Source organism: Streptomyces sp. LBL (genome assembly GCF_029893585.1).
In the GTDB taxonomy this organism is placed as follows: Bacteria; Actinomycetota; Actinomycetes; order Streptomycetales; family Streptomycetaceae; genus Streptomyces.
This window is the reverse complement of sequence record NZ_JARXYX010000019.1, coordinates 67,299-87,251: the sequence shown is the minus strand read 5'-3', so window position 1 is coordinate 87,251 and position 19,953 is coordinate 67,299. Positions and strand designations below refer to the sequence as shown.

Below are 19,953 nucleotides of genomic sequence, written 5' to 3'. Positions count from 1 at the left end.
CTCAGCCGGCCCTCCCCGGGGTAGCCGCCTCGCCCAGCTCACCGGAGATCCGGCCCAGCTGCTCCAGCCGCTGCTCCAGACTCGGGTGGGTCGAGAACAGCCGCGCCACACCGGGCTCGCGGCCCAGCGCGGGAGCGAAGTAGAAGGCGTTGAAGGCCTGCGCCGTCCGCAGGTCCTCGCTCGGGATCCGGGCGATGTCGCCGGAGACCTTGGTGAGTGCGGACGCCAGCGCCGAGGGGCGGCCGGTGAGCAGCGCCGCCGCCCGGTCCGCCGCCAGCTCCCGGTACCGGGACAGCGCCTTGATCAGCAGGAAGCTGATCGCGTACACGGCCGCCGACACCCCCATCACGGCGGCGAAGACCATCGCGGTGTTTTGGTCCCTGCGTCCGCCGCCGAGGATCTGTGAGTAGAAGGCGAACCGTACGACCAGCCCGGCGATCACCCCGAGGAACGACGCGATGGTGATCACGGCGACGTCCTTGTGCGCCACGTGCGACAGCTCGTGCGCGAGGACACCCTCCAGCTCCGCCGGCTCCAGCCGCCGCAGCAGGCCGGTCGTGACACAGACGACCGCGTTGTCGGGATTCCGGCCGGTCGCGAACGCGTTCGGCATATCCATCGCCGACACCGCGACCACCGGTTTGGGCATGTCCGCGATCGCGCACAAGCGGTCGACGACCGCGTGGAGTTCGGGAAACTCCTCCCGCTCCACGACCCGCCCGCGCATCGCGAACAGCGCGATCCGGTCGGAGAACCAGAACTGGGCGACGAACATCGCCGCCATCAGGACGGCAACCAGTATCCAGGACTTCAGCAGCACGATCAGCGCGACGACGAAGGCCACGTACAGCAGCCCCAGCAGAAACATGGTGACCGTCATCCGCACGGTCAGTCGTCGGTCGCCCCGGAAGCGGCTCTGCATCTCGCATCACCCCGCAGGTCAGGCACTCGTCCCACTGACCAGTGTGCACCCGCCCCGGCCATGAAGCGGTCGCGATCAGCCCTAGGGCCAGCAAAGGCTCAGCCCTGGGGCCAGCAAAGGATCAGCCCTCGAGTCCGGCCGTCCGGGACCCGAGCGGGCGGCGGACGTGTCGGGGTGCGGTCAGTACGGCGCTCAGTACGGCGCCCGGGAAGGCGGTCAGTACGGCGCCCGGAAGTTCGCGTAGCCCAGCAGCAGAATGATCGCCGCCACACACCCGAGCACGACGACGGTCGACACCCACGACGACCGGCGCGGCCCCGCCGGATCAGGATCCGCGCGGAACGGCTGGGGCCGCGGCGGGTTCTCCTTCCACCGCGCGGCCAGCATCCGCGCCCGCGCGGAGGGCTCCTTGTGCTCCGCCTTGTCGGCCCACCTGAGGTCGAACTCCCGCTCCGGGGTGTCGGCCCATCCGAGGTCGGACTCCCGCTCCGCGTCGTCCTGTTCGGGCATCCCCGCAACGCCGCCTTCTCTCTCGAACGGTTGTGCAGAAAACCATACGACGGCGCCCCCGCCCTGAGAAAACCAGGAGCGGGGGCGGCAAACGGTTCACGCCGGGAGGCGCGGTCCGGTCACACGTCGAAGTACAGCTCGAACTCGTGCGGGTGCGGACGCAGCTGCAGCGGCGCGATCTCGTTGGTGCGCTTGAAGTCGATCCACGTCTCGATCAGGTCCGGCGTGAAGACGTCGCCCTGGAGGAGGAACTCGTGGTCGTCCTCAAGGCGGTCGAGGACGGCCGGCAGGGAGGTCGGGACCTGCGCCACGCTCGCGTGCTCCTCGGGAGCCAGCTCGTACAGGTCCTTGTCGATCGGCTCGGCCGGCTCGATCTTGTTCTTGATGCCGTCCAGGCCCGCGAGCAGCAGCGCGGAGAACGTCAGGTACGGGTTGCCGGAGGAGTCGGGCGCACGGAACTCGACGCGCTTGGCCTTCGGGTTCGAACCGGTGATCGGGATACGCATGGCCGCGGAGCGGTTGCGCTGCGAGTACACCAGGTTGATCGGGGCCTCGAAGCCCGGCACCAGACGGTGGTACGAGTTCACCGTCGGGTTGGTGAACGCCAGCAGCGACGGGGCGTGCTTGAGGATGCCGCCGATGTAGAAGCGGGCGGTGTCCGACAGGCCCGCGTAACCGGCCTCGTCGTAGAACAGCGGGTCGCCGTTCGCCCACAGCGACTGGTGGACGTGCATGCCCGAGCCGTTGTCACCGAAGATCGGCTTCGGCATGAAGGTCGCGGTCTTGCCATTGCGCCAGGCCACGTTCTTCACGATGTACTTGAAGAGCTGGAGGTCGTCGGCCGCGGCGAGCAGCGTGTTGAACTTGTAGTTGATCTCGGCCTGGCCGGCGGTGCCCACCTCGTGGTGCTGACGCTCGACCTGGAGGCCGGACCTGCCCAGCTCCAGGGAGATCTCGGCACGCAGGTCGGCGAAGTGGTCGACCGGCGGGACCGGGAAGTAGCCGCCCTTGTAGCGGACCTTGTAACCACGGTTGTCTTCGACGGCGCCGGTGTTCCAGGCACCCGCCTCGGAGTCGATGTGGTAGAAGGACTCGTTCGCGGTGGTCGCGAAGCGGACGCTGTCGAACACGTAGAACTCGGCCTCGGGGCCGAAGTACGCGGTGTCGGCGATCCCGGTGGAGGCGAGGTACGCCTCGGCCTTCTTCGCCACGTTGCGCGGGTCACGGCTGTACTGCTCGCCGGTGATCGGGTCGTGGATGAAGAAGTTGATGTTCAGCGTCTTGTCACGGCGGAAGGGGTCGACCCGGGCGGTCGACAGGTCCGCGCGCAGCGCCATGTCGGACTCGTGGATGGCCTGGAAACCACGGATCGAGGATCCGTCGAAGGCAAGCTCCTCGTCCGGGTCGAACGACTCGACGGGCACCGTGAAGTGCTGCATGACGCCCGGCAGGTCGCAGAAGCGGACGTCGATGAACTTGACGTCCTCGTCCGCGATGAACTTCTTGGTTTCGTCGGCGTTCTGGAACATCCAGCTCCTCCTACTCCCGGCCGTTCCCGTGCCGGGGTGGTAGTTCGTTCGTGCGGCCAGTGCGGTGGCACACGCTGACCTCGACCCTAGGGACGGGTGATTTCTCTGACGTGACCCATTTGTTTCACGCAAGTTAACCGGACACTGCCCGCTCCACCCCACCTGTCCGTATCGCGAAACGGGCGCAGTACGGTGTAGCCGTGGACAAGAGGGAAGCAATCGGTTCGTGGCTCTCGGGCCCGCGGGCGGCCGCCGAGGACGCCGGTGTCGACTTCGGATACCGGGGCGAACAGCTCGGACTCCCCGAGGAGGGGCCGGGGTCGATCGCCCGCCCGGGGAGGCGCCTCGGGGCGCTGGTCGTGGACTGGGCGATGAGCGCCCTGATTGCATCCCGGTTGATCACTCAGAGCTACGACCAGACGGCCTCCAACTGGGCCCTGCTGGTCTTCTTCGTGATGGGCGCGCTCACGGTCGGCACCGTCGGCTTCACGCCGGGCAAGCGTCTCTTCGGCCTGCGCGTGGTCGCCCTGGACACCGGCCGCGTCAACCCCTGGCGCGCCCTGCTCCGCACCGCCCTGTTGTGCCTGGCCGTCCCGGCCCTGATCTGGGACCGCGACGGCCGGGGCCTGCACGACCGACTGGCCCGCACGGCGGAAGTACGGATCTGAGGCCGGTCGCCGAGGTCCTCCCCTGCGAAGCCGAAGCGCACCCGCCGATCCGACGAAGCGGATCCGACGACGTCGATCCGACGAAGCCGATCAGACGAAGCCGATCAGACGTACCCGATCAGACGTACCCGATCAGACGAAGCGGATACGACATACCCGATACGACGAAGAAGGCGCCCGGAGTGATCCGGACGCCCTCTTTTTTTCTGACGTTTCTGACGTGGGAGGTTGCTGATTCTCTGACCTGGGAGGTTGCCGACGCGGAGGGGGGTCAGCGCGCCTTCGGTCCGCCCTTCGGGAGCTTCATGCCCTTGGGCATCGGCCCCTTCGGCAGTGGCATGTTGCTCATCAGATCACCCAGCGCCCGCAGCCGGTCGTTGGTCGCGGTGACCTGCGGACCGGTGAGGACACGGGGGAGCTTCAGCATCGCGGTGCGCACCTTCTTCAGCTCGACCTGGCCCTCGCCCGTACCCACGATCAGGTCGTGCACCGGCACATCGGCCACGATGCGGTTCATCTTCTTCTTCTCGGCGGCCAGCAGGCTCTTCACCCGGTTCGGGTTGCCCTCGGCGACCAGCACGATGCCGGCCTTGCCGACCGCCCGGTGCACCACGTCCTGGCTGCGGTTCATCGCCACCGCGGGGGTGGTCGTCCAGCCTCGGCCCACGTTGTCCAGTACGGCCGCGGCCGCGCCCGGCTGTCCCTCCATCTGCCCGAAGGCGGCCCGCTCGGCCCGGCGCCCGAACACGATCGCCGCCGCGAGGAAGGCGAGCACGAGGCCCAGGATGCCGAGATAAACGGGGTGACCGATCAAGAAACCGATCGCGAGGACGACACCGAAGGTGACGATTCCGACAGCCGCGAGAACAAGGCCGACCTTCTTGTCGGCCTTGCGGGTCATCTTGTAGGTCAGAGCGATCTGCTTGAGTCGCCCGGTGCTCGCAGCGTCCGCTGCCGTGTCCTTCCGCGCCATGCGGTGAAGTCTACGTGGCCCCAGGAGCGCGGACGACGGCAGTGTCCGCGGGGGAGGGAGGGGGAAGGACAGGGAGGGGCGAGGCTGGGAAAGGGATGCGTCAGGGGCGGACGGTGAAGGTCTGATCCAAGGTCAAGGTCTGATCCGAGGTCTGATCCAGGACGCGCTGCACGTCGACCCGGTCCTTGGCGCGGCGTCGGTCCTCCAGGACGGAGGTCCAGGCGTTGCGGCGGGCGGTGCGCTGGCCGCCGCTCATGAGCACGGATTCGACGGCACGGAGTGCGTCGGTGAACGAAGGAATCGCTGTGGCGCGAACGGGTGCGGCCTGCATGATGGAGGTCCCCCTCGATACCGCTTCCGGTATGGGTGCACGTGGTGTAAATCCAGGGTCACTGATTGGTGTTACCAGGGCATGACCGACCGGTCAAACGCCCATGAATCCTTGACGCGAGGGCCGCGGGCACGGACGCGGCCCTGATGGGCGCCCTCATCTGGGAGGACGGTCAGGACCGCGTCGGATCGGCCGCTACCGGCGGGTAGCTGCTTGTGCGGGAATTCACACGATTGCTCCGCTCCGTGCGGGGCAAGGAATGTGACGGTACGTCCGGCAGGTCAGACGGCCTGCGAGCCGACGTACGAGCTCTCCTGTCGCGGAGCAGCTGACCGACGCTGCTCGACAGCCATCTGGTACAGCCGCCCGGCACGGTACGAGGACCGGACCAGCGGGCCCGACATCACGCCGGAGAAGCCGATCTGCTCGGCCTCCTCCTGCAGTTCCACGAACTCGTGCGGCTTGACCCAGCGTTCCACGGGGTGGTGGCGCACGCTCGGGCGCAGGTACTGCGTGATGGTGACCAGTTCGCAGCCGGCGTCGTGCAGCTGCCGGAGCGCCTCGCTGATCTCCTCACGGGTCTCGCCCATGCCGAGGATGAGGTTCGACTTGGTGACCAGACCGTGGTCGCGGGCCTCGGTGATGACCTTCAGGGAGCGCTCGTAGCGGAAACCGGGGCGGATGCGCTTGAAGATCCGGGGGACCGTCTCGACGTTGTGTGCGAAGACCTCGGGGCGGGAGGCGAAGACCTCTTCGAGCAGCTCCGGCACGGCGTTGAAGTCCGGGGCGAGGAGCTCGACCTTGGTGCGGCCGGCCGCACGGGAGGCGGTCTGCTCGTGGATCTGGCGGACCGTCTCGGCGTACAGCCAGGCGCCGCCGTCCTCCAGGTCGTCACGGGCGACGCCGGTGATGGTGGCGTAGTTCAGGTCCATGGTGACCACGGACTCGCCCACCCGTCGGGGCTCGTCGCGGTCGAGGGCCTCGGGCTTGCCGGTGTCGATCTGGCAGAAGTCGCAGCGCCGGGTGCACTGGTCGCCGCCGATGAGGAAGGTCGCCTCGCGGTCCTCCCAGCACTCGTAGATGTTGGGACAGCCGGCTTCCTGGCAGACGGTGTGCAGGCCCTCGCTCTTCACGAGGTTCTGCATCTTGGTGTACTCGGGACCCATTTTCGCCCGGGTCTTGATCCACTCGGGCTTGCGCTCGATGGGGGTCTGGGCGTTCCTGACCTCCAGGCGCAGCATCTTGCGTCCGTCGGGTGCGACTGCGGACACATCGGCTCCCTGCTGATTGCTCTGAGTAAGCTTCGATTCTTCGGCGTACACCAGGGTACGCCCGTGCTTGTCGGGCCCTGCACGGGAGTCCAACCCCAGGACTGCGGGGCTCATTCCCGGCTCAGGCCGTCGCCTTCTCGATCTCCCGCGGCTTCAGTTCCGCGTTCACGAGTACGTCCGCCAGGTGCCGCTCGACGACGGGCAGCACCTCGTCGATCGTCACGTCCCGGCCGAGCTCGTTCGCGAGGGACGCCACCCCGGCGTCCCTGATCCCGCACGGGATGATCTTGTCGAACCACTTGTTGTCCGGGTTCACGTTGAACGAGAAGCCGTGCATCGTGACGCCCTTGGCCACGCGGATGCCGATCGCGGCGACCTTGCGGTCCTCACGGCGCTGCCCGGCGTTGGAGGGGGCGTACTCGGGCCCGTCCAGGCGCGGGTCGAACTCCTCGTCCTGCAGACGCGGGTCGAAGTCCAGGGAAAGACCGCCGAGCAGCGGGCGCTGCTCCACCGGGTCGCCGAGCACCCACACCCCGCTGCGGCCCTCGACCCGGGTGGTCTCCAGGCCGAACTCCGCGCAGGTACGGATCAGGGCCTCTTCGAGGCGCCGTACGTGCGCGACCACGTCGACCGGACGCGGGAGCTTCTGGATCGGGTAGCCCACCAGCTGGCCCGGGCCGTGCCAGGTGATCCTGCCGCCGCGGTCGACGTCGACGACCGGGGTGCCGTCGAGCGGCCGCTCGTTGTCCGCCGTGCGCCGGCCGGCCGTGTAGACCGGGGGGTGTTCCAGGAGCAGCACGGTGTCGGGGACCTCGTCGGCGAACCGTGCCGCGTGCACCCGCCGCTGTTCGTCCCAGGCCTCCTGGTACTCGACGGCGTCCGTGCCGAATCCCATCCGGACGAACCGCAACTCACCCACGGCAAGCGCCTCCCTTGAAGCCCCGACGGTCGTAAGGCACGAAACGTGCCCACGCCACTGTACGTCCGGCCGTCACGCGTCAGCCGTGCGGCCAATCCTCACACGATCGGATGAACGAATGTCGAAGTGTGCGATCAGCTGCTCACTCTCCGCTACATTCGCGCCGTTCGCAGAGGCCATCAGGGCTGCTCACAGGCAATCCGGGCACCGCAGCGGCCGCGCAGGCCTCAGTGGGGCCCGAAAGGCAGGAGACCGCACCGCAGATGACGGAACGACCCGCGCAGCGCAGTCCCAACCGACAGCTCGCCGCGCTCATCGCAGAAGCGGGGTTCTCCAACGCGGGGCTCGCCCGTCGAGTGGACCAGCTCGGTCTCGAACACGGGCTGGACCTCAGATACGACAAGACCTCCGTGACCCGGTGGCTGCGCGGGCAGCAGCCCCGCGGCACCACCCCCGCCCTGATCGCCGAGGTCTTCACCCGTCGCCTCGGCCGCAGACTCACCGCCCAGGACCTCGGACTCGACGCCTGCGCGCCGGTCTACGCGGGCCTCGAATTCGCCGCGACCCCCGAAGAAGCCGTGGACATCGTCGGCGGGCTGTGGCGCAAGGACACCGGCAGCCACGCCGAGCTGCGCCGGATCGCGTTCACCCCGGCGGGACTGGTGGTGCCGAGCCGGGACTGGCTGATCGGCCGGCCCGACGACAAGGTGGCCCACGGCGAACCGCCGGTCCGGCCACCCGCGCCGGTCCGCCCGGGGGTGCCCCGGCAGCGCGGACAGGCCGAGCGCGGCCCCGGCCAGAAGGTCACCGGCGGAGACATCTCCGCCCTGCGCTCGGTCGGCGAGCTGTTCCGTTCCCTCGACGACATGTACGGCGGCGGCCACGCCCGCCAGGCCCTCGTGCGGTACCTGGAACATGAGTGCGAACCGATGCTGCGCGGCACCTACGGCGAGCAGACCGGCCGCCGCCTGTTCGCCGCCGCCGCCGACCTGACCAGGCTCGCGGGCTGGACGTCGTACGACATCGCCGCGCACGGTCTCGCCCAGCGCTACTTCGTGCAGGCGCTCAGGCTCGCGCAGGCGGCCGGGGACCGGGCGTACGGCTCCTATGTGCTGGTCACGATGAGCCGGCAGGCCGTCTATCTCGCTCACGGGCGGGAGGCCGTGCAGCTGGCGCGGGTGGCGCAGCAGGGAGTCGGGACCAACGTCCCGCCGGTGGTGCAGGCGCTGCTGCACTCGGCCGAGGCGCGCGGGCACGGGGTGCTGGGCGAAGTGCGCGCCTGCACCGCCTCCCTCGTACGGGCCGAGCGCGCCCTGGAGGCGGCACGGCCCGGTGACGAGGTCCCGCACTGGGCGGGGTTCTTCGACGAGGCGCAGCTCGCCGACGAGTTCGGGCACTGCCACCGCGACCTCCAGCAGTTCCGCGCGGCCGCCCAGCACGCGGAACGCTCCCTGCAACTGCGCGCCCCCTCCTACGCCCGCAGCCGCCTGTTCTGCCGCGTCGTCCTGGCCTCCGCCCGCCTCGGCCTCGGCGAACTCGACCAGGCCTGCGCGCTGGGCGCCGAGGCGGCAGGCGCGGCGGCCGAGATGCGTTCGGTCCGGGCGATCGAGTACGTGCGGGACTTCGAGCGCAGGCTGGAGCCGTACAGGGACGCGGCCCCGGTGCGGGGGTACCGGGACAAGGTGGCGGCGCTGGGCTGACTCCGCCCCAGGGCGCCGTGCTCAGGGTCGTCCTTCGGGCCGGCCCCAGGACGCCGTGCTCAGGGCCGCTCTCAGGGCCGTCCTCGGAGTCGTCCTTCGGGCCGGCTTCGGGGCTGCTTTCAGGGCGGCCCCTCGGGGTCGTCCTCAGGGTCGCCTTCAGGCCGCCCGGGCGGTCGGTAGCGGGTCCGCCCGGTGCATGGACCCCGCCGCCCCCAGGTCCGCCAGGATCGCCGCCGACGCCCGGTGGGCCGAGTGCAGCGCGCCCTGCACGGTGCTGGTGTCCCGGTGGTCGCCGCACACGTACAGGCCCGCCAGCACCCGTACCGGGCGGCGCAGGTCGTGCGGCGGGCGCATGGCGGGTACCGCGTCGGGGGTGTGGTGGACGGCGAGGGTCTCCCAGTGCCGGGTCGAGGTGCCGTAGAGGCGCGCGAGGTGCGTGCGTACGGCGATGTCGAGGTCGGCCGGGGGCGGGCCCAGGACCGTCGAGGAGACGAGCGTGCGGCCCGCCGGCGCACGGGCGGGGTCGACCCGGCTGACCACGGCCGTGTGCGCGACCGGCCCGCCCCGGTCAGCGTCGAGCAGCAGCGACGTTCCCGTGCCCGGCGGCTCGTCGGTCGTGTGGTGGACCACCGTCACCGGATGGAAGTCAGGCACCCGCAGGCCGGGCAGCAACTCGGCCGCGGCGCGGGCGTCGGTCGCGAGGAGCACCGCCCGGCAGCGGAGTTCACCGTGCTCCGCGGTGGTCACCGACGTCGTGGACACCGAGGTGACCCGGACGCCCGTGCGCACGGTTCCCGGCGGCAGTGTCCGGGCGAGCAGCTCGGGCAGTGCCTCGGCCCCGCCTTCCGGCACACACAGCCGCCCCCGCGCGAAGGAGCGCAGCGCGAGGTCCGCGCATCGGCTGGACGTGGTCAGATCCGGGTCGCACAGCAGGGCCGCGAGCAGCGGGCGCAGAAAGGCGTCGATCGTCCGGGCGGGCAGGCCACGGGCGGCGAGCGCCTGACCGGCGGGCAGTTCGAGGCGGGCCAGGAGACGCTCGACGGGCGTGTGCGCGATCCGGGAGAGCGCGGCCCCGAGCCGGGCCTGGTCGACGGCGGTGCCGAGCGGCGCGCTCCCGCGGGGCGCGCTCCCGCGGGGCACGCCGCGGGCGGCCCCGGGCGCGGCGGCCGGCCAGGGAACACCTCGGCTCCTCGCCCCGGTGCCCGGACGAGGAACGGCCCGGCTCCGCGGCGCGAAGACCGGCTCCGGACCACCCCAGTCGTTGGACGCGAGGGTCTGCCGGGACACCACCCGGCCCGTCGGCGTGGCCGCCGACCTGGGGGCGCCCGCCAGGGCGCGCACCGCGTGGAGTGCGCCCCGTGCGCCCCCCGTTCCGGCGAGGACGCCCGCACGGTGCTGGCGTCCGTCGCTGTGCAGCAGCACACCCGGAGCGAAGGGGCGCAGCACCAGGGCGTCCAGCCCGGGCGTCAGTCGTAGGTCGGGATACGCGGTGGACAGCAGCTGTCCGACGCGGTCGAGCCGGAAACCGTCGACCTTCTCGGTCGACATACGGCCGCCCGGACCCGGGGCGGCCTCCAGTACGACGGTCGTCACTCCTGCGCTGGTCAGCCGATGCGCCGCGGAGAGCCCGGCGACCCCGGCTCCCACGATCACGACGTCCGTCTGGTACGCGGGCTCAAGCACGTGCCCCTCCTCGAGGTTGCGCGGCCGCTGGAGACGTCATGTCCCCAACTGGCTCCGGGAATACCCGAGTTCGGGTCGAGGGTAGGGCCGCGACCGGTCCTGGACAGTCGCGCATCGGCAGGGCACGGTCGCACGACGGTCGCATACGACCGCACCCGTCACAGGGCCGCCCGGATCGCCTCCTCGATCTCCGGGAACGCGAACGTGAACCCCGACTCCAGCAGCCGCTTCGGCACCACCCGCTGGCTGCCCAGCACGTCCCCGGCCATCTCGCCGAGCGCGGCCCGCAGCACCGGCGCCGGCACCTGGAACAGTGTCGGCCGGCGCAGCACGCGCCCCATCGCCGCGGTGATCTCACGGTTCGTCAGCGGCCGCGGGGCGGTGATGTTGAACGGCCCCGACAGGCCGTCGGTGTCGATGAGATGGCGGATCGCGGCCACCTCGTCGTGCAGCGCGACGAACGACCAGTACTGCCGCCCATCGCCCATCCGCCCGCCCAGCCCCGCCTTGAACAGCGGGAACAGCCGACCCCAGGCGCCGCCCTCGCGGGCCACGACCAGGCCGGTCCGGGTGAACACCGTCCGGATGCCCGCCTCCTGGGCCGGTGCCGCGGCGCCCTCCCACGCCACGCACAGTTCGGGCAGGAAGCCCTTGCCGGGCGGCGCGTCCTCGTCGACGGGCCGGTCGCCGGTCTCGCCGTAGAAGCCCATCGCGCTGCCGTTCACGAAGACCCGCGGCGGCTCGTCCAGCCCGGCCACCGCCTCGGCGAGGGCCGCCGTGCCCAGCACCCGGCTGTCCCGGATCCTGGCCTTGTAGGCGTCCGTCCAGCGACGCGAACCCACGTTCGCTCCGGCCAGGTTGACCACGACGTCACACCCGGCGAGCCCGGCCACGTCGACGTACTTCCGCGCGGGGTCCCACCGGACCTCGTCCGGCGTCCGGGGCTCCCGGCGCACCAACCGCACCACCGTGTGCCCGTCCGCGGTCAGGGACCGCACGAGGGCGCCGCCGATCAGACCGGAGGAACCGGCGACCGCGATCCTTGAAGGTTCCATGGCCTCATTCTGCCTGGTAGGTGCGTAAAGCCCCGGTCTGGGCCTGGTCCGGTCCTGGTCCGGTCCCGGTCCGACCCTGGTCCGGTCCCGACGACGTGCTCATGGGCCGCACCCTCTGACCTGGTCGGCCGTGTCGGTCGTACGGCGTCTGCGCACGACCAGGCAGAGCGGGACCCCGGCCAGCGCGGCCGCCGTGGCGAAACCGGCGAGCACCCAGCCGGGGTCGACCGGGTGCTCGGCCGGGGCGGCGGCGGTGAGGGCGAACAGGGCGACCATGACGAGGGCCGGCCGGAGAGCCGGGAGCGCGGGTGACATGCGTCCAGAGGTACGCCTGTTCGCACCGCCGGACATGGCATTGCCCCGCCCGAGGGCGAGGCGAGCGCGCGTACCGCGATACGCGTGATACCGCACCGGCGGGCGCCCGGCGTCGGTTCCGGTTCCGGTTCCGGTTCCGGTTCTGTCAGGACGTGACCAGGTCGCCCGTGTCCACCGGTGCCGTCGCGTTCGCCGCGCGCTCCGCGTCGTTCGCGACCTCGTCCACCGTCAGCACGTACCCCGTCTCGTCGTCCGAGGTGGAGCGGGCGAAGACGACGCCGTAGACCTTGCCGGTCGTGGTCAGCAGCGGGCCGCCGGAGTTGCCGGGGCGGACCGTGGAACGGATCGAGTAGATCTCGCGGGTGACGGTCGCGTCGCTGTAGATGTTCTGCCCGGTCGCCCGCACCCGGTTCGCCAGGGTCGCCGCCTGGAGGTTCAGGTCGCCGTCCTGCGGATAACCGGCGACGACGGCCGAGTCGCCGCGCTTGGCGTCGGCGTCGAACTGCAGCACCGGGGCGCTCAGCTCGGGGACGTACAGCACCGCCACGTCCTTGTTCGGGTCGAAGAACACCACCCGTGCCTGGTACGCCCGTCCCACCCCGCCGATGCGCACGCTCGGGTCGTCGATGCCGGCCACCACGTGCGCGTTGGTCATCACATGCCGCGGCGCGTACACGAAGCCGCTGCCCTCGCGGCCCTGGGTGCCCGCGACGCCCTCGATCTTCACGGTGCTCCGCTTGGCGGCGTTCATGGCGCTCGGGGTGACGCTGTCGCCGGTGGGCCTGGCGACCTCGGCCGTCGACTCGTTCTCGAAGGGGTTGAAGACCTGCGGGAAGCCCGCCTGGGTGAGCGCGGAGGTGGCCCGGGAGAACCAGGCGGGGGTCGTGTCCGGCATCGTGTTCTGCACGGCGCCCAGCAGGGCCGAGTCCCGGATCGCGGTGGTGACCAGCGGGGACGAGGACGCGCCGAGCACGCTCGCGGCCACCCAGGACACGACCAGCACGGCCACCGCGTTGGCCGCGGCCCCGCCGACCCCGTCGGCCACCCTGAGCGGCCCCCGGTCCAGCTCGCGCCGCAACCTGAGCGCCAGCCGCCCGGCGAGCTCATGCCCCACGGCGGCCGGGATCAGCACCGTCAGCACCGCGGTAACCGTCGCAGAGGTGGTCCCCGGCGACGCCAGGTCCATCGTCCATGGCAGCACCCACACGCCGATGACCGCGCCGCCCACGAAACCGGCGAAGGAGACACAGCCGGCCACCAGTCCGCGCCGGTAGCCGGACGCCGCGTAGGCGAGGATCACCAGCAACAGCAGGATGTCGAGCAGGTCCACGGAGCCGCCTTTCTGTCGGACCCCTCAGGGGGCGCCTCCTAGTACGCGTCAGACGCGCCCAGTGATCAGCCTCGCGCACGGGGCCCATCCTGGAACCGGCCACGCGCGTGCATCTGGAAAAACGTCGCGGACACGGACGATGGTTCCACCGCGTGGCACACCACACATCGCGGGCACGGCGGATCCGGCGGACAGTGGGACCATGTGCGTCCTGCGAAGGTCGCGGCGGGCACGGAGACGCCGCCCGGTACGGATACCGGGCGCGGCGCTCGTGCTGCTGGGGTGCCTGACGGGGCTGACCGCCGTCGTCGCGCTGGTGCTGTACGTGATCGGGTCCGAGCACACGGCCGGGACCGACGCCGCCCGGCAGGACGCCGTCGCCCGCCGTCCGGCCGCCCCGCACGCCGCGACCAGACCGCGCATCGTGCCCCGCTCGGCCTGGCTCGACGACGACACGCGGCGCCCTCAGCCGCCGCCGCGCTACGACGACAAGGTCGTCGCCGTCTTCCTCCACCACACCGACTCGCCCAACAGCTACGCCTGCGCCGAGGCACCCCGCATCATCCGCTACCTCTACGCGGGGCAGACCGGCACCCGGGACTGGGACGACATCGGCTACAACTTCCTCGTCGACCGCTGCGGCACCATCTACGAGGGCCGCGCGGGCGGCACCGAGAGGCCCGTCACCGGCGCCCACACCCAGGGCTTCAACCACCGCACGGCCGGGATCGCCGCCCTCGGCACGTTCTCCGCCGGTGTCCCCGTCCCGAGGGCGATGACCGACTCCATCGCCGCCCTCGTCGCCTGGAAGCTGGGCCTGGCCGACATCGACCCCCGCGCGAAGGTCCGCCTGGTCTCCAGCAACAGCCTCAGCCGGTACGCGGACGGCACCGCCGTCCTGCTGCCCGCCCTGGCGGGCCACGACGACGGCTACAGGACGCGCTGCCCCGGCGCGGCCCTGACCGCCCGGCTGCCGGCGATCAGGGAGCGGGCGGCACGGTTGCAGGGCCGGCCATGAGGGTCACCCCATGAGGGTCACCCCATGAAGGTCACCCACGCTCACCGGACCTTCCCGTCAGCCCCGGAAGCGGTCCCACAGCTTGGGACAGCGCTCCGACAGCACCCGCTCGTTCTCGAAGTCGAGGGAGGTCCCCGCCGGTTCGGAGGCCGCGGGCGGAAGGCCCAGGTCGGGCGCGACGGCACCGGTGAGCTGCTCATAGGCCTCGTCCGCGGCGTAGCCGAGCTCCTCGCCGTCGCCGTCGAGCTCCTCGTCGAAGTCGTCCAGGAGATCGGCGAGCGAGTCCGGGTCGTGCACGCCGCCCTCGTAGACCTCGCGGCCCTGGCCGATCAGCCAGCAGCGGAAGTAGTCGAAAGCGTCGTCGCTCGCCCCGTCCAGCAGGATCCAGGCGGCGCCCCACAGGTCCCAGGTGTACGCGCGGTTGTAGCGGGCCTCGAAATGACGGGCGAAGTCGAGGACCATCTCCGGATCCAGCTGGAGCAGCCGGTCCACGAGCAGGTCCGCCTGCTCCTCGGGATCGCCCTCGGCGGCCTCGCGACTGGCGTCCACCAGCTCCCAGAACTCCGTCTCGTCCATCACGGGTCAAGCATCGGCCCTGGACGGGTGGGACGCACGTGGTGAGACGGATTGTTATGTCCCGTACAGCGCGGCCAGTCCGGCCGCGTCCCGTATGAAGCGCGCCCGCAGACTCTTCGGCGCCAGCACCTCGGCCTCCGGCCCGAGCACCGCGAGCTGGGCGTGCGCGACCTCCTCGGACTCCACCGGGAGCGTCAGCGTCACCCACCCCTGCTCGTCCGGCGGGCCGGCGGCCTCCAGCGCCTCCCGGGCGGACGGACCGTCCACCACGTACGGCAGCGCCCGCGCGCCCTGCCTGGAAAGCCGTACGACGGCCTCGGCGCGCAGGATCGAGCGCGCGAACTGCTCGGCCCGCTCGTCCCAGAAGCCCGGCAGATCGAACTCCTCGTCCCGCGCGAACCGCTCCTCGCCCGCCTCCACCGCGGTGAACCGGTCGATCCGGTAGACCCGGTGGGAGCCGTGCCCCGCCACCCGTGCGCACAGGTACCAGACCCCCGCCTTCAGCACGAGCCCGTAGGGTTCCAGCTCCCGCACCACCTCGCCCTCGCCGCGACAGTAGCGCGCGGTGATCCGCCGGTCGTCCCACACCGCGTCCGCGACGGCGGGCAGCAGGGTGGGCGTCTTCGGCTCCTTGAACCAGCTCGGCGCGTCCAGATGGAACCGCTGCGCCGCCGTACGCGAGGCGTCCCGCACCGACGGGAGGAGGGCCGCGGACACCTTCAGCCGGGCCGCCGAGGCCGCGTCCTCCAGCCCCATCTCGCGCAGCGCCCCCGGCACCCCGGACAGGAACAGTGCCTCGGCCTCACCGCGGGCCAGCCCGGTCAGTCGCGTGCGGTACCCGCCGATCAGCCGGTAGCCCCCGGCCCGCCCCCGGTCGGCGTACACCGGCACGCCCGCCTCGGAGAGCGCCTGCGCGTCCCGTGTGACGGTCCGCTCGGACACCTCCAGCTCCCGCGCCAGCTCGGCGGCGGTCATGGACGGCCGGGACTGGAGCAACAGCACCATCTTGATCAGGCGGGCAGCACGCATACGTTCATGATGCCGGGGCCCACCGACAACGAGGGGGCACGGCGACAGGGCACAACGAAGGGGCACGGCGAGAACGCCGTGCCCCTCTGAAGAAAGTGATGCCTACAGGCCGTAGCGCTCCCGCGCCTCCTTCACCGCGGTCGCCTTGACCTCGCCGCGGCGGGCCAGCTGGGCGAGGGCGGCCACGACGACCGACTGGGCGTCGACGCCGAAGTGGCGGCGGGCCGCCGCACGGGTGTCCGAGAGGCCGAAGCCGTCGGCGCCCAGCGAGGAGTAGTCCTGCTCGACCCACTGCGCGATCTGGTCCGGGACCTGGCGCATGTAGTCGGAGACCGCGAGCACCGGGCCCTCGGCGCCCTGGAGCGCCCGACGGACGTACGGGATCCGCTCCTCGCCGCGCAGAAGGTCCGCGTCGGCCTCCAGCGCGTCCCGGCGCAGCTCGGTCCAGGAGGTCGCGGACCACACGTCGGCGGCCACGCCCCACTCCTCGGCGAGCAGCTTCTGCGCCTGCAGGACCCAGTGGATCGCCGTGCCGGAGCCCAGCAGCTGGATGCGCGGGGCGTTGTCCACGGGGGACAGCCCGGCCGACTCCGCCGTGTTGAAGCGGTACAGGCCCTTGACGATGCCCTCGTCGATGCCGGACGGCTTGGCCGGCTGCGGCATCGGCTCGTTGTAGACGGTCAGGTAGTAGAAGACGTTCTGGTCCTCGCCCGGGGCCGCCTCGCCGTACATCCGGCGCAGGCCGTCCTTCACGATCGCCGCGATCTCGTACGCGAACGCCGGGTCGTACGACAGGGCGGCGGGGTTGGTCGCCGCGATGACAGGGGAGTGGCCGTCGGCGTGCTGGAGGCCCTCACCGGTCAGGGTGGTCCGGCCGGCCGTGGCGCCGACGAGGAAACCGCGGCCGAGCTGGTCACCGAGCTGCCACATCTGGTCGGCCGTGCGCTGCCAGCCGAACATCGAGTAGAAGATGTAGAACGGGATCATCGCCTCGCCGTGCGTCGCGTACGACGTCGAAGCGGCGATGAAGTCGGCCATCGAACCGGCCTCGGTGATCCCCTCGTTGAGGATCTGGCCGTTCTTGGCCTCCTTGTAGTACATCAGCTGGTCGCGGTCGACCGGCTCGTACGTCTGGCCCTTGGGCGAGTAGATGCCCAGCGACGGGAACAGCGACTCCATGCCGAAGGTGCGCGCCTCGTCCGGGACGATCGGCACCCAGCGCTTGCCGGTCTCCTTGTCGCGGACCAGGTCCTTGATGAGGCGGACGAAGGCCATGGTCGTGGCCACGTTCTGCGAGCCGGAGCCCTTGTCGAACGAGGCGAACGTCTTCTCGGCGGGGGCGGGCAGGGGCGCGAGGGCGTGCGTACGGCGGGCCGGGGCCGGGCCGCCGAGGGCCGCGCGGCGCTCCTGGAGGTAGCGGACCTCGGGGGAGTCGGCGCCCGGGTGGCCGTAGGGCACCACGCCGTCCACGAACTGGCTGTCCGAGATGGGCAGTTCCAGCAGGTCGCGCATCGACTTGAACTCGTCCACCGAGAGCTTCTTCATCTGGTGGTTGGCGTTCTTCGACGCGAAGCCCTCGCCGAGGGTGTGGCCCTTGACCGTCTGCGCCAGGATGACCGTCGGGGCGCCCTTGTGCTCGACGGCCGCCTTGTAGGCCGCGTACACCTTGCGGGCCTCGTGGCCGCCGCGGGAGAGGTGGAAACACTCCAGGATCTTGTCGTCGCTCAGCAGCTTCGCCATCTCGACGAGCGCCGGGTCCGAGCCGAAGAAGTCCTGGCGGATGTAGGCGGCGTCACGGGTCTGGTACGTCTGCACCTGGGCGTCCGGTACCTCGCGCAGGCGGCGTACGAGCGCGCCGGTCGTGTCGAGCTGGAACAGCTCGTCCCACACCGACCCCCACAGCGTCTTGATGACGTTCCAGCCGGCACCGCGGAACTGGGCCTCCAGCTCCTGCACGATCTTGAAGTTGGCGCGGACCGGGCCGTCGAGGCGCTGCAGGTTGCAGTTGATGACGAAGGTGAGGTTGTCGAGCTCCTCGCGGGCGGCGAGCGCGAGGGCCGCCGTCGACTCGGGCTCGTCCATCTCGCCGTCACCGAGGAACGCCCACACGTGGGACGCGGAGACGTCCTTGACGGCGCGGTTGGTGAGGTAACGGTTGAAGCGCGCCTGGTAGATCGCGGACAGCGGGCCGAGACCCATCGACACCGTCGGGAACTCCCACAGCCAGGGCAGCCGGCGCGGGTGCGGGTACGACGGGAGGCCGTTGCCGCCCGCCTCCTGGCGGAAGTTGTCGAGGTGCTGCTCGGTCAGCCGGCCGTCGAGGAAGGCGCGGGCGTAGATGCCCGGGGAGGCGTGGCCCTGGATGTACAGCTGGTCGCCCGAGCCGGGCGATTCCTGGGATTCCTTGCCCTTGAAGAAATGGTTGAAGCCGGTCTCGTAGAGCCAGGCCGCGGAGGCGAAGGTGGCGATGTGGCCGCCGACTCCGTGCTTCGCGCCCCGGGTGACCATCGCGGCCGCGTTCCAGCGGTTCCACGCGGTGATCTTCCGCTCCATCTCCTCGTCACCGGGCACGGACGGCTCGGCGGCGGTGGGGATGGTGTTGACGTAGTCCGTCTCCAGCAGCTTGGGCAGCGCGATGCCGTTGCCCTCGGCACGCTCCAGCGTGCGCCGCATCAGGTACGCGGCACGGTGCGGGCCGGCCGCCTTGGCGACCGCGTCCAGCGAGGCCTGCCATTCGGCGGTCTCCTCCGGGTCCCGGTCCGGGAACTGGTCGAGCGCGCTCGGCTGGATGGCTTTGGGGTCGGTCATGTCGCCGCCTTCCTCAGTCGAAGGGGGTTCCCTATGGGGTTATCGGGGGTGCCCTTTGTCTTTGGCAGGACAGGGCGGGGGCCTCGGTGCTGTGACACCTCGCGGCTTCCGCCGCGTGGCCCGTCGGAGACTGTAACCCTCTGATCGATGATCGATCAAAGGGTTGAAGGGCAAAACTTCTCGATTACGAGAAAGTAGGCACGCGGTGCCTTTTCGGTGGACACCGCGTGCCGCGCCTTCGGAGAGTTTCCGCAGGTGAGCTTGGGTGTACGTGGGTGTGCACGGGCGCGCTCCGACGTGCGCGGGCGCGCTCGGACGTGCATGGGTGTGCATGGGCATGCTCCGAGGTGCATGGACGTGCACGGGCGCGCTCGGCTGGGCACGGGTGCGCTCGGCTGTGCGCTCGGTTGTGCTCTCGGTTGTGTCAGGCCCGCGGGGCGCACCCCAGTACATGCGCCTTCACCAGCTCCGCGATTCTCGGGTCCCGCCGCCGGAACGCCTGGACGAGCGCCTCGTGCTCCTCCGCGTAGGACTGCTGCACGGTCCCCAGCCAGCGGATCGACAGGGCCGTGAACACCTCGATGCCCAGGCCCTCCCAGGTGTGCAGCAGGACCGAGTTGCCGGCCGCGCGGACCAGTTCCCGGTGGAAGCCCACCGTGTGCCGGACCTGGGCCGTGCCGTCGGACTCCCGGTCGGCCTCGTACAGCGCGGCGACATGCGGCTCCAGCGCCGAGCAGTCCTCCGCCAGCCGCCCCGCGGCCAGCTCCGCCGCGATCGCCTCCAGACCGGCCCGGACCGGGTAGCTCTCCTCCAGGTCGGCCGCCGACAGGTTCCGCACCCGTACGCCCTTGTTCGGCGCCGACTCGATCAGCCGCAGCGACTCCAGCTCACGCAGCGCCTCCCGCACCGGGGTCTGGCTGACCTCCAGCTCGGTCGCGATCCGCCGCTCCACGATCCGCTCGCCCGGCTGCCAGCGCCCGCTGACGATCCCCTCCACGATGTGCTCGCGGATCTGTTCGCGCAGCGAGTGGACGACGGGCGCGGTCATGAGGGCTCCTTAGAAAGGGGCCGCCCATCGGCCCCGGGGGCGTTTGACGTTTAGACAATAAGGCCGGTTCGCTCCGCGGGAGGGGCGCGTAAGGGTGCTTTCGCGCAGGTGAGACGAGACTTACATGTTCATTACGCCCCTTCGTGCTCCCGCCGCGCGCCCCTGACGCAGGTGCCCTTTCCTCGCGCCTGTGGCGCCGGTGTCCCGCCGTGCGCCCGTGACGCAGGTGTCCTCTTCCCGCGCGCGGAGGCTGGTGGGCCCCGGCGCG

General features: G+C 71.0%; 18 protein-coding genes. 3 read left to right on the top strand and 15 right to left on the bottom strand.

The genetic code is table 11. The features are described 5' to 3' along the window. Position 1: 1 nt before the first annotated feature. The 3 genes from htpX to glnA all read right to left on the bottom strand — a co-directional run bounded on the left by htpX (position 2) and on the right by glnA (position 2,961). Entirely contained in the window at positions 2-922 is a 921-nt protein-coding gene (gene htpX / locus M2271_RS23115) for a zinc metalloprotease HtpX (protein WP_280889203.1), read from the bottom strand. A gap of 216 nt (positions 923-1,138) precedes the next feature. Further along, on the bottom strand, positions 1,139-1,432 hold the full coding sequence (locus M2271_RS23110; protein WP_280889202.1) for a hypothetical protein: 294 nt from the start codon (positions 1,430-1,432) through the stop codon (positions 1,139-1,141). 119 nt (positions 1,433-1,551) lie between these two features. Then, positions 1,552-2,961: a type I glutamate--ammonia ligase gene (gene glnA, locus M2271_RS23105; RefSeq protein WP_280889201.1), complete on the bottom strand. Its 1,410-nt coding sequence runs from the start codon at positions 2,959-2,961 to the stop codon at positions 1,552-1,554. A gap of 200 nt (positions 2,962-3,161) precedes the next feature. Between glnA and M2271_RS23100 the strand changes: the two genes are divergently transcribed. After that, positions 3,162-3,629 carry an RDD family protein gene (locus tag M2271_RS23100; RefSeq protein WP_280889200.1) on the top strand — a complete coding sequence of 156 codons (468 nt, stop codon included), beginning with the start codon at positions 3,162-3,164 and terminating at the stop codon, positions 3,627-3,629. Positions 3,630-3,900: 271 nt separating this feature from the next. Here M2271_RS23100 and M2271_RS23095 read toward each other — a convergent pair whose 3' ends face one another. The 4 genes from M2271_RS23095 to lipB form a co-directional block, all read right to left on the bottom strand. Next, positions 3,901-4,602: a DUF4191 domain-containing protein gene (locus tag M2271_RS23095; RefSeq protein WP_280889199.1), complete on the bottom strand. Its 702-nt coding sequence runs from the start codon at positions 4,600-4,602 to the stop codon at positions 3,901-3,903. A gap of 100 nt (positions 4,603-4,702) precedes the next feature. Further along, on the bottom strand, positions 4,703-4,933 hold the full coding sequence (locus M2271_RS23090) for a hypothetical protein (protein WP_280889198.1): 231 nt from the start codon (positions 4,931-4,933) through the stop codon (positions 4,703-4,705). Positions 4,934-5,214: 281 nt separating this feature from the next. After that, positions 5,215-6,204 (bottom strand): lipoyl synthase, encoded by a 990-nt coding sequence (lipA, locus tag M2271_RS23085; protein ID WP_280889197.1) that lies wholly within the window; start codon positions 6,202-6,204, stop codon positions 5,215-5,217. A gap of 121 nt (positions 6,205-6,325) precedes the next feature. After that, a complete protein-coding gene (gene lipB, locus M2271_RS23080; RefSeq protein WP_280889196.1) occupies positions 6,326-7,123 on the bottom strand; it encodes a lipoyl(octanoyl) transferase LipB in 798 nt (265 codons plus the stop codon). A 263-nt stretch (positions 7,124-7,386) separates the two neighbouring features. Here lipB and M2271_RS23075 point away from each other — a divergent pair, with 263 nt between their 5' ends. Then, a complete protein-coding gene (locus tag M2271_RS23075; RefSeq protein WP_280889195.1) occupies positions 7,387-8,823 on the top strand; it encodes a regulator in 1,437 nt (478 codons plus the stop codon). Between the two features lie 156 nt (positions 8,824-8,979). Here the strand turns inward: M2271_RS23075 and M2271_RS23070 are convergent, their stop codons facing one another. From M2271_RS23070 to M2271_RS23055, 4 genes are all read right to left on the bottom strand, one after another. Continuing rightward, positions 8,980-10,506: an NAD(P)/FAD-dependent oxidoreductase gene (locus M2271_RS23070; RefSeq protein ID WP_280889194.1), complete on the bottom strand. Its 1,527-nt coding sequence runs from the start codon at positions 10,504-10,506 to the stop codon at positions 8,980-8,982. A 158-nt stretch (positions 10,507-10,664) separates the two neighbouring features. Then, complete coding sequence (locus tag M2271_RS23065; protein ID WP_280889193.1) at positions 10,665-11,561, bottom strand: TIGR01777 family oxidoreductase; 897 nt, start codon at positions 11,559-11,561, stop codon at positions 10,665-10,667. A 99-nt stretch (positions 11,562-11,660) separates the two neighbouring features. Next, on the bottom strand, positions 11,661-11,876 hold the full coding sequence (locus tag M2271_RS23060; protein WP_280889192.1) for a hypothetical protein: 216 nt from the start codon (positions 11,874-11,876) through the stop codon (positions 11,661-11,663). 145 nt (positions 11,877-12,021) lie between these two features. Beyond that, entirely contained in the window at positions 12,022-13,206 is a 1,185-nt protein-coding gene (locus tag M2271_RS23055) for a MarP family serine protease (RefSeq protein WP_280889191.1), read from the bottom strand. Between the two features lie 202 nt (positions 13,207-13,408). Between M2271_RS23055 and M2271_RS23050 the strand changes: the two genes are divergently transcribed. Beyond that, a complete protein-coding gene (locus M2271_RS23050) occupies positions 13,409-14,224 on the top strand; it encodes a peptidoglycan recognition protein (protein WP_280889190.1) in 816 nt (271 codons plus the stop codon). Positions 14,225-14,281: 57 nt separating this feature from the next. Here the strand turns inward: M2271_RS23050 and M2271_RS23045 are convergent, their stop codons facing one another. The 4 genes from M2271_RS23045 to M2271_RS23030 form a co-directional block, all read right to left on the bottom strand. Next, positions 14,282-14,800 (bottom strand): DUF4240 domain-containing protein, encoded by a 519-nt coding sequence (locus M2271_RS23045; protein WP_280889303.1) that lies wholly within the window; start codon positions 14,798-14,800, stop codon positions 14,282-14,284. 54 nt (positions 14,801-14,854) lie between these two features. Then, positions 14,855-15,829 carry a WYL domain-containing protein gene (locus M2271_RS23040; protein WP_280889189.1) on the bottom strand — a complete coding sequence of 325 codons (975 nt, stop codon included), beginning with the start codon at positions 15,827-15,829 and terminating at the stop codon, positions 14,855-14,857. A 102-nt stretch (positions 15,830-15,931) separates the two neighbouring features. Beyond that, positions 15,932-18,637, bottom strand: coding sequence for a pyruvate dehydrogenase (acetyl-transferring), homodimeric type (gene aceE, locus M2271_RS23035; protein ID WP_280889188.1), 2,706 nt, complete (start codon positions 18,635-18,637; stop codon positions 15,932-15,934). Positions 18,638-19,061: 424 nt separating this feature from the next. Next, entirely contained in the window at positions 19,062-19,685 is a 624-nt protein-coding gene (locus M2271_RS23030; protein ID WP_280889187.1) for a GntR family transcriptional regulator, read from the bottom strand. Positions 19,686-19,953 lie beyond the last annotated feature (268 nt).

Bases quoted from the DNA above. Each gene is read 5' to 3' on its own strand.
- M2271_RS23030 (WP_280889187.1), bottom strand. From the start codon at position 19,685: ATGACCGCGCCCGTCGTCCACTCGCTGCGCGAACAGATCCGCGAGCAC.
- aceE (WP_280889188.1), bottom strand. From the start codon at position 18,637: ATGACCGACCCCAAAGCCATCCAGCCGAGCGCGCTCGACCAGTTCCCG.
- M2271_RS23040 (WP_280889189.1), bottom strand. From the start codon at position 15,829: ATGCGTGCTGCCCGCCTGATCAAGATGGTGCTGTTGCTCCAGTCCCGG.
- M2271_RS23060 (WP_280889192.1), bottom strand. From the start codon at position 11,876: ATGTCACCCGCGCTCCCGGCTCTCCGGCCGGCCCTCGTCATGGTCGCC.
- glnA (WP_280889201.1), bottom strand. From the start codon at position 2,961: ATGTTCCAGAACGCCGACGAAACCAAGAAGTTCATCGCGGACGAGGAC.
- M2271_RS23095 (WP_280889199.1), bottom strand. From the start codon at position 4,602: ATGGCGCGGAAGGACACGGCAGCGGACGCTGCGAGCACCGGGCGACTC.
- M2271_RS23090 (WP_280889198.1), bottom strand. From the start codon at position 4,933: ATGCAGGCCGCACCCGTTCGCGCCACAGCGATTCCTTCGTTCACCGAC.
- M2271_RS23065 (WP_280889193.1), bottom strand. From the start codon at position 11,561: ATGGAACCTTCAAGGATCGCGGTCGCCGGTTCCTCCGGTCTGATCGGC.
- M2271_RS23075 (WP_280889195.1), top strand. From the start codon at position 7,387: ATGACGGAACGACCCGCGCAGCGCAGTCCCAACCGACAGCTCGCCGCG.
- M2271_RS23110 (WP_280889202.1), bottom strand. From the start codon at position 1,432: ATGCCCGAACAGGACGACGCGGAGCGGGAGTCCGACCTCGGATGGGCC.
- M2271_RS23050 (WP_280889190.1), top strand. From the start codon at position 13,409: ATGTGCGTCCTGCGAAGGTCGCGGCGGGCACGGAGACGCCGCCCGGTA.
- M2271_RS23045 (WP_280889303.1), bottom strand. From the start codon at position 14,800: ATGGACGAGACGGAGTTCTGGGAGCTGGTGGACGCCAGTCGCGAGGCC.
- htpX (WP_280889203.1), bottom strand. From the start codon at position 922: ATGCAGAGCCGCTTCCGGGGCGACCGACGACTGACCGTGCGGATGACG.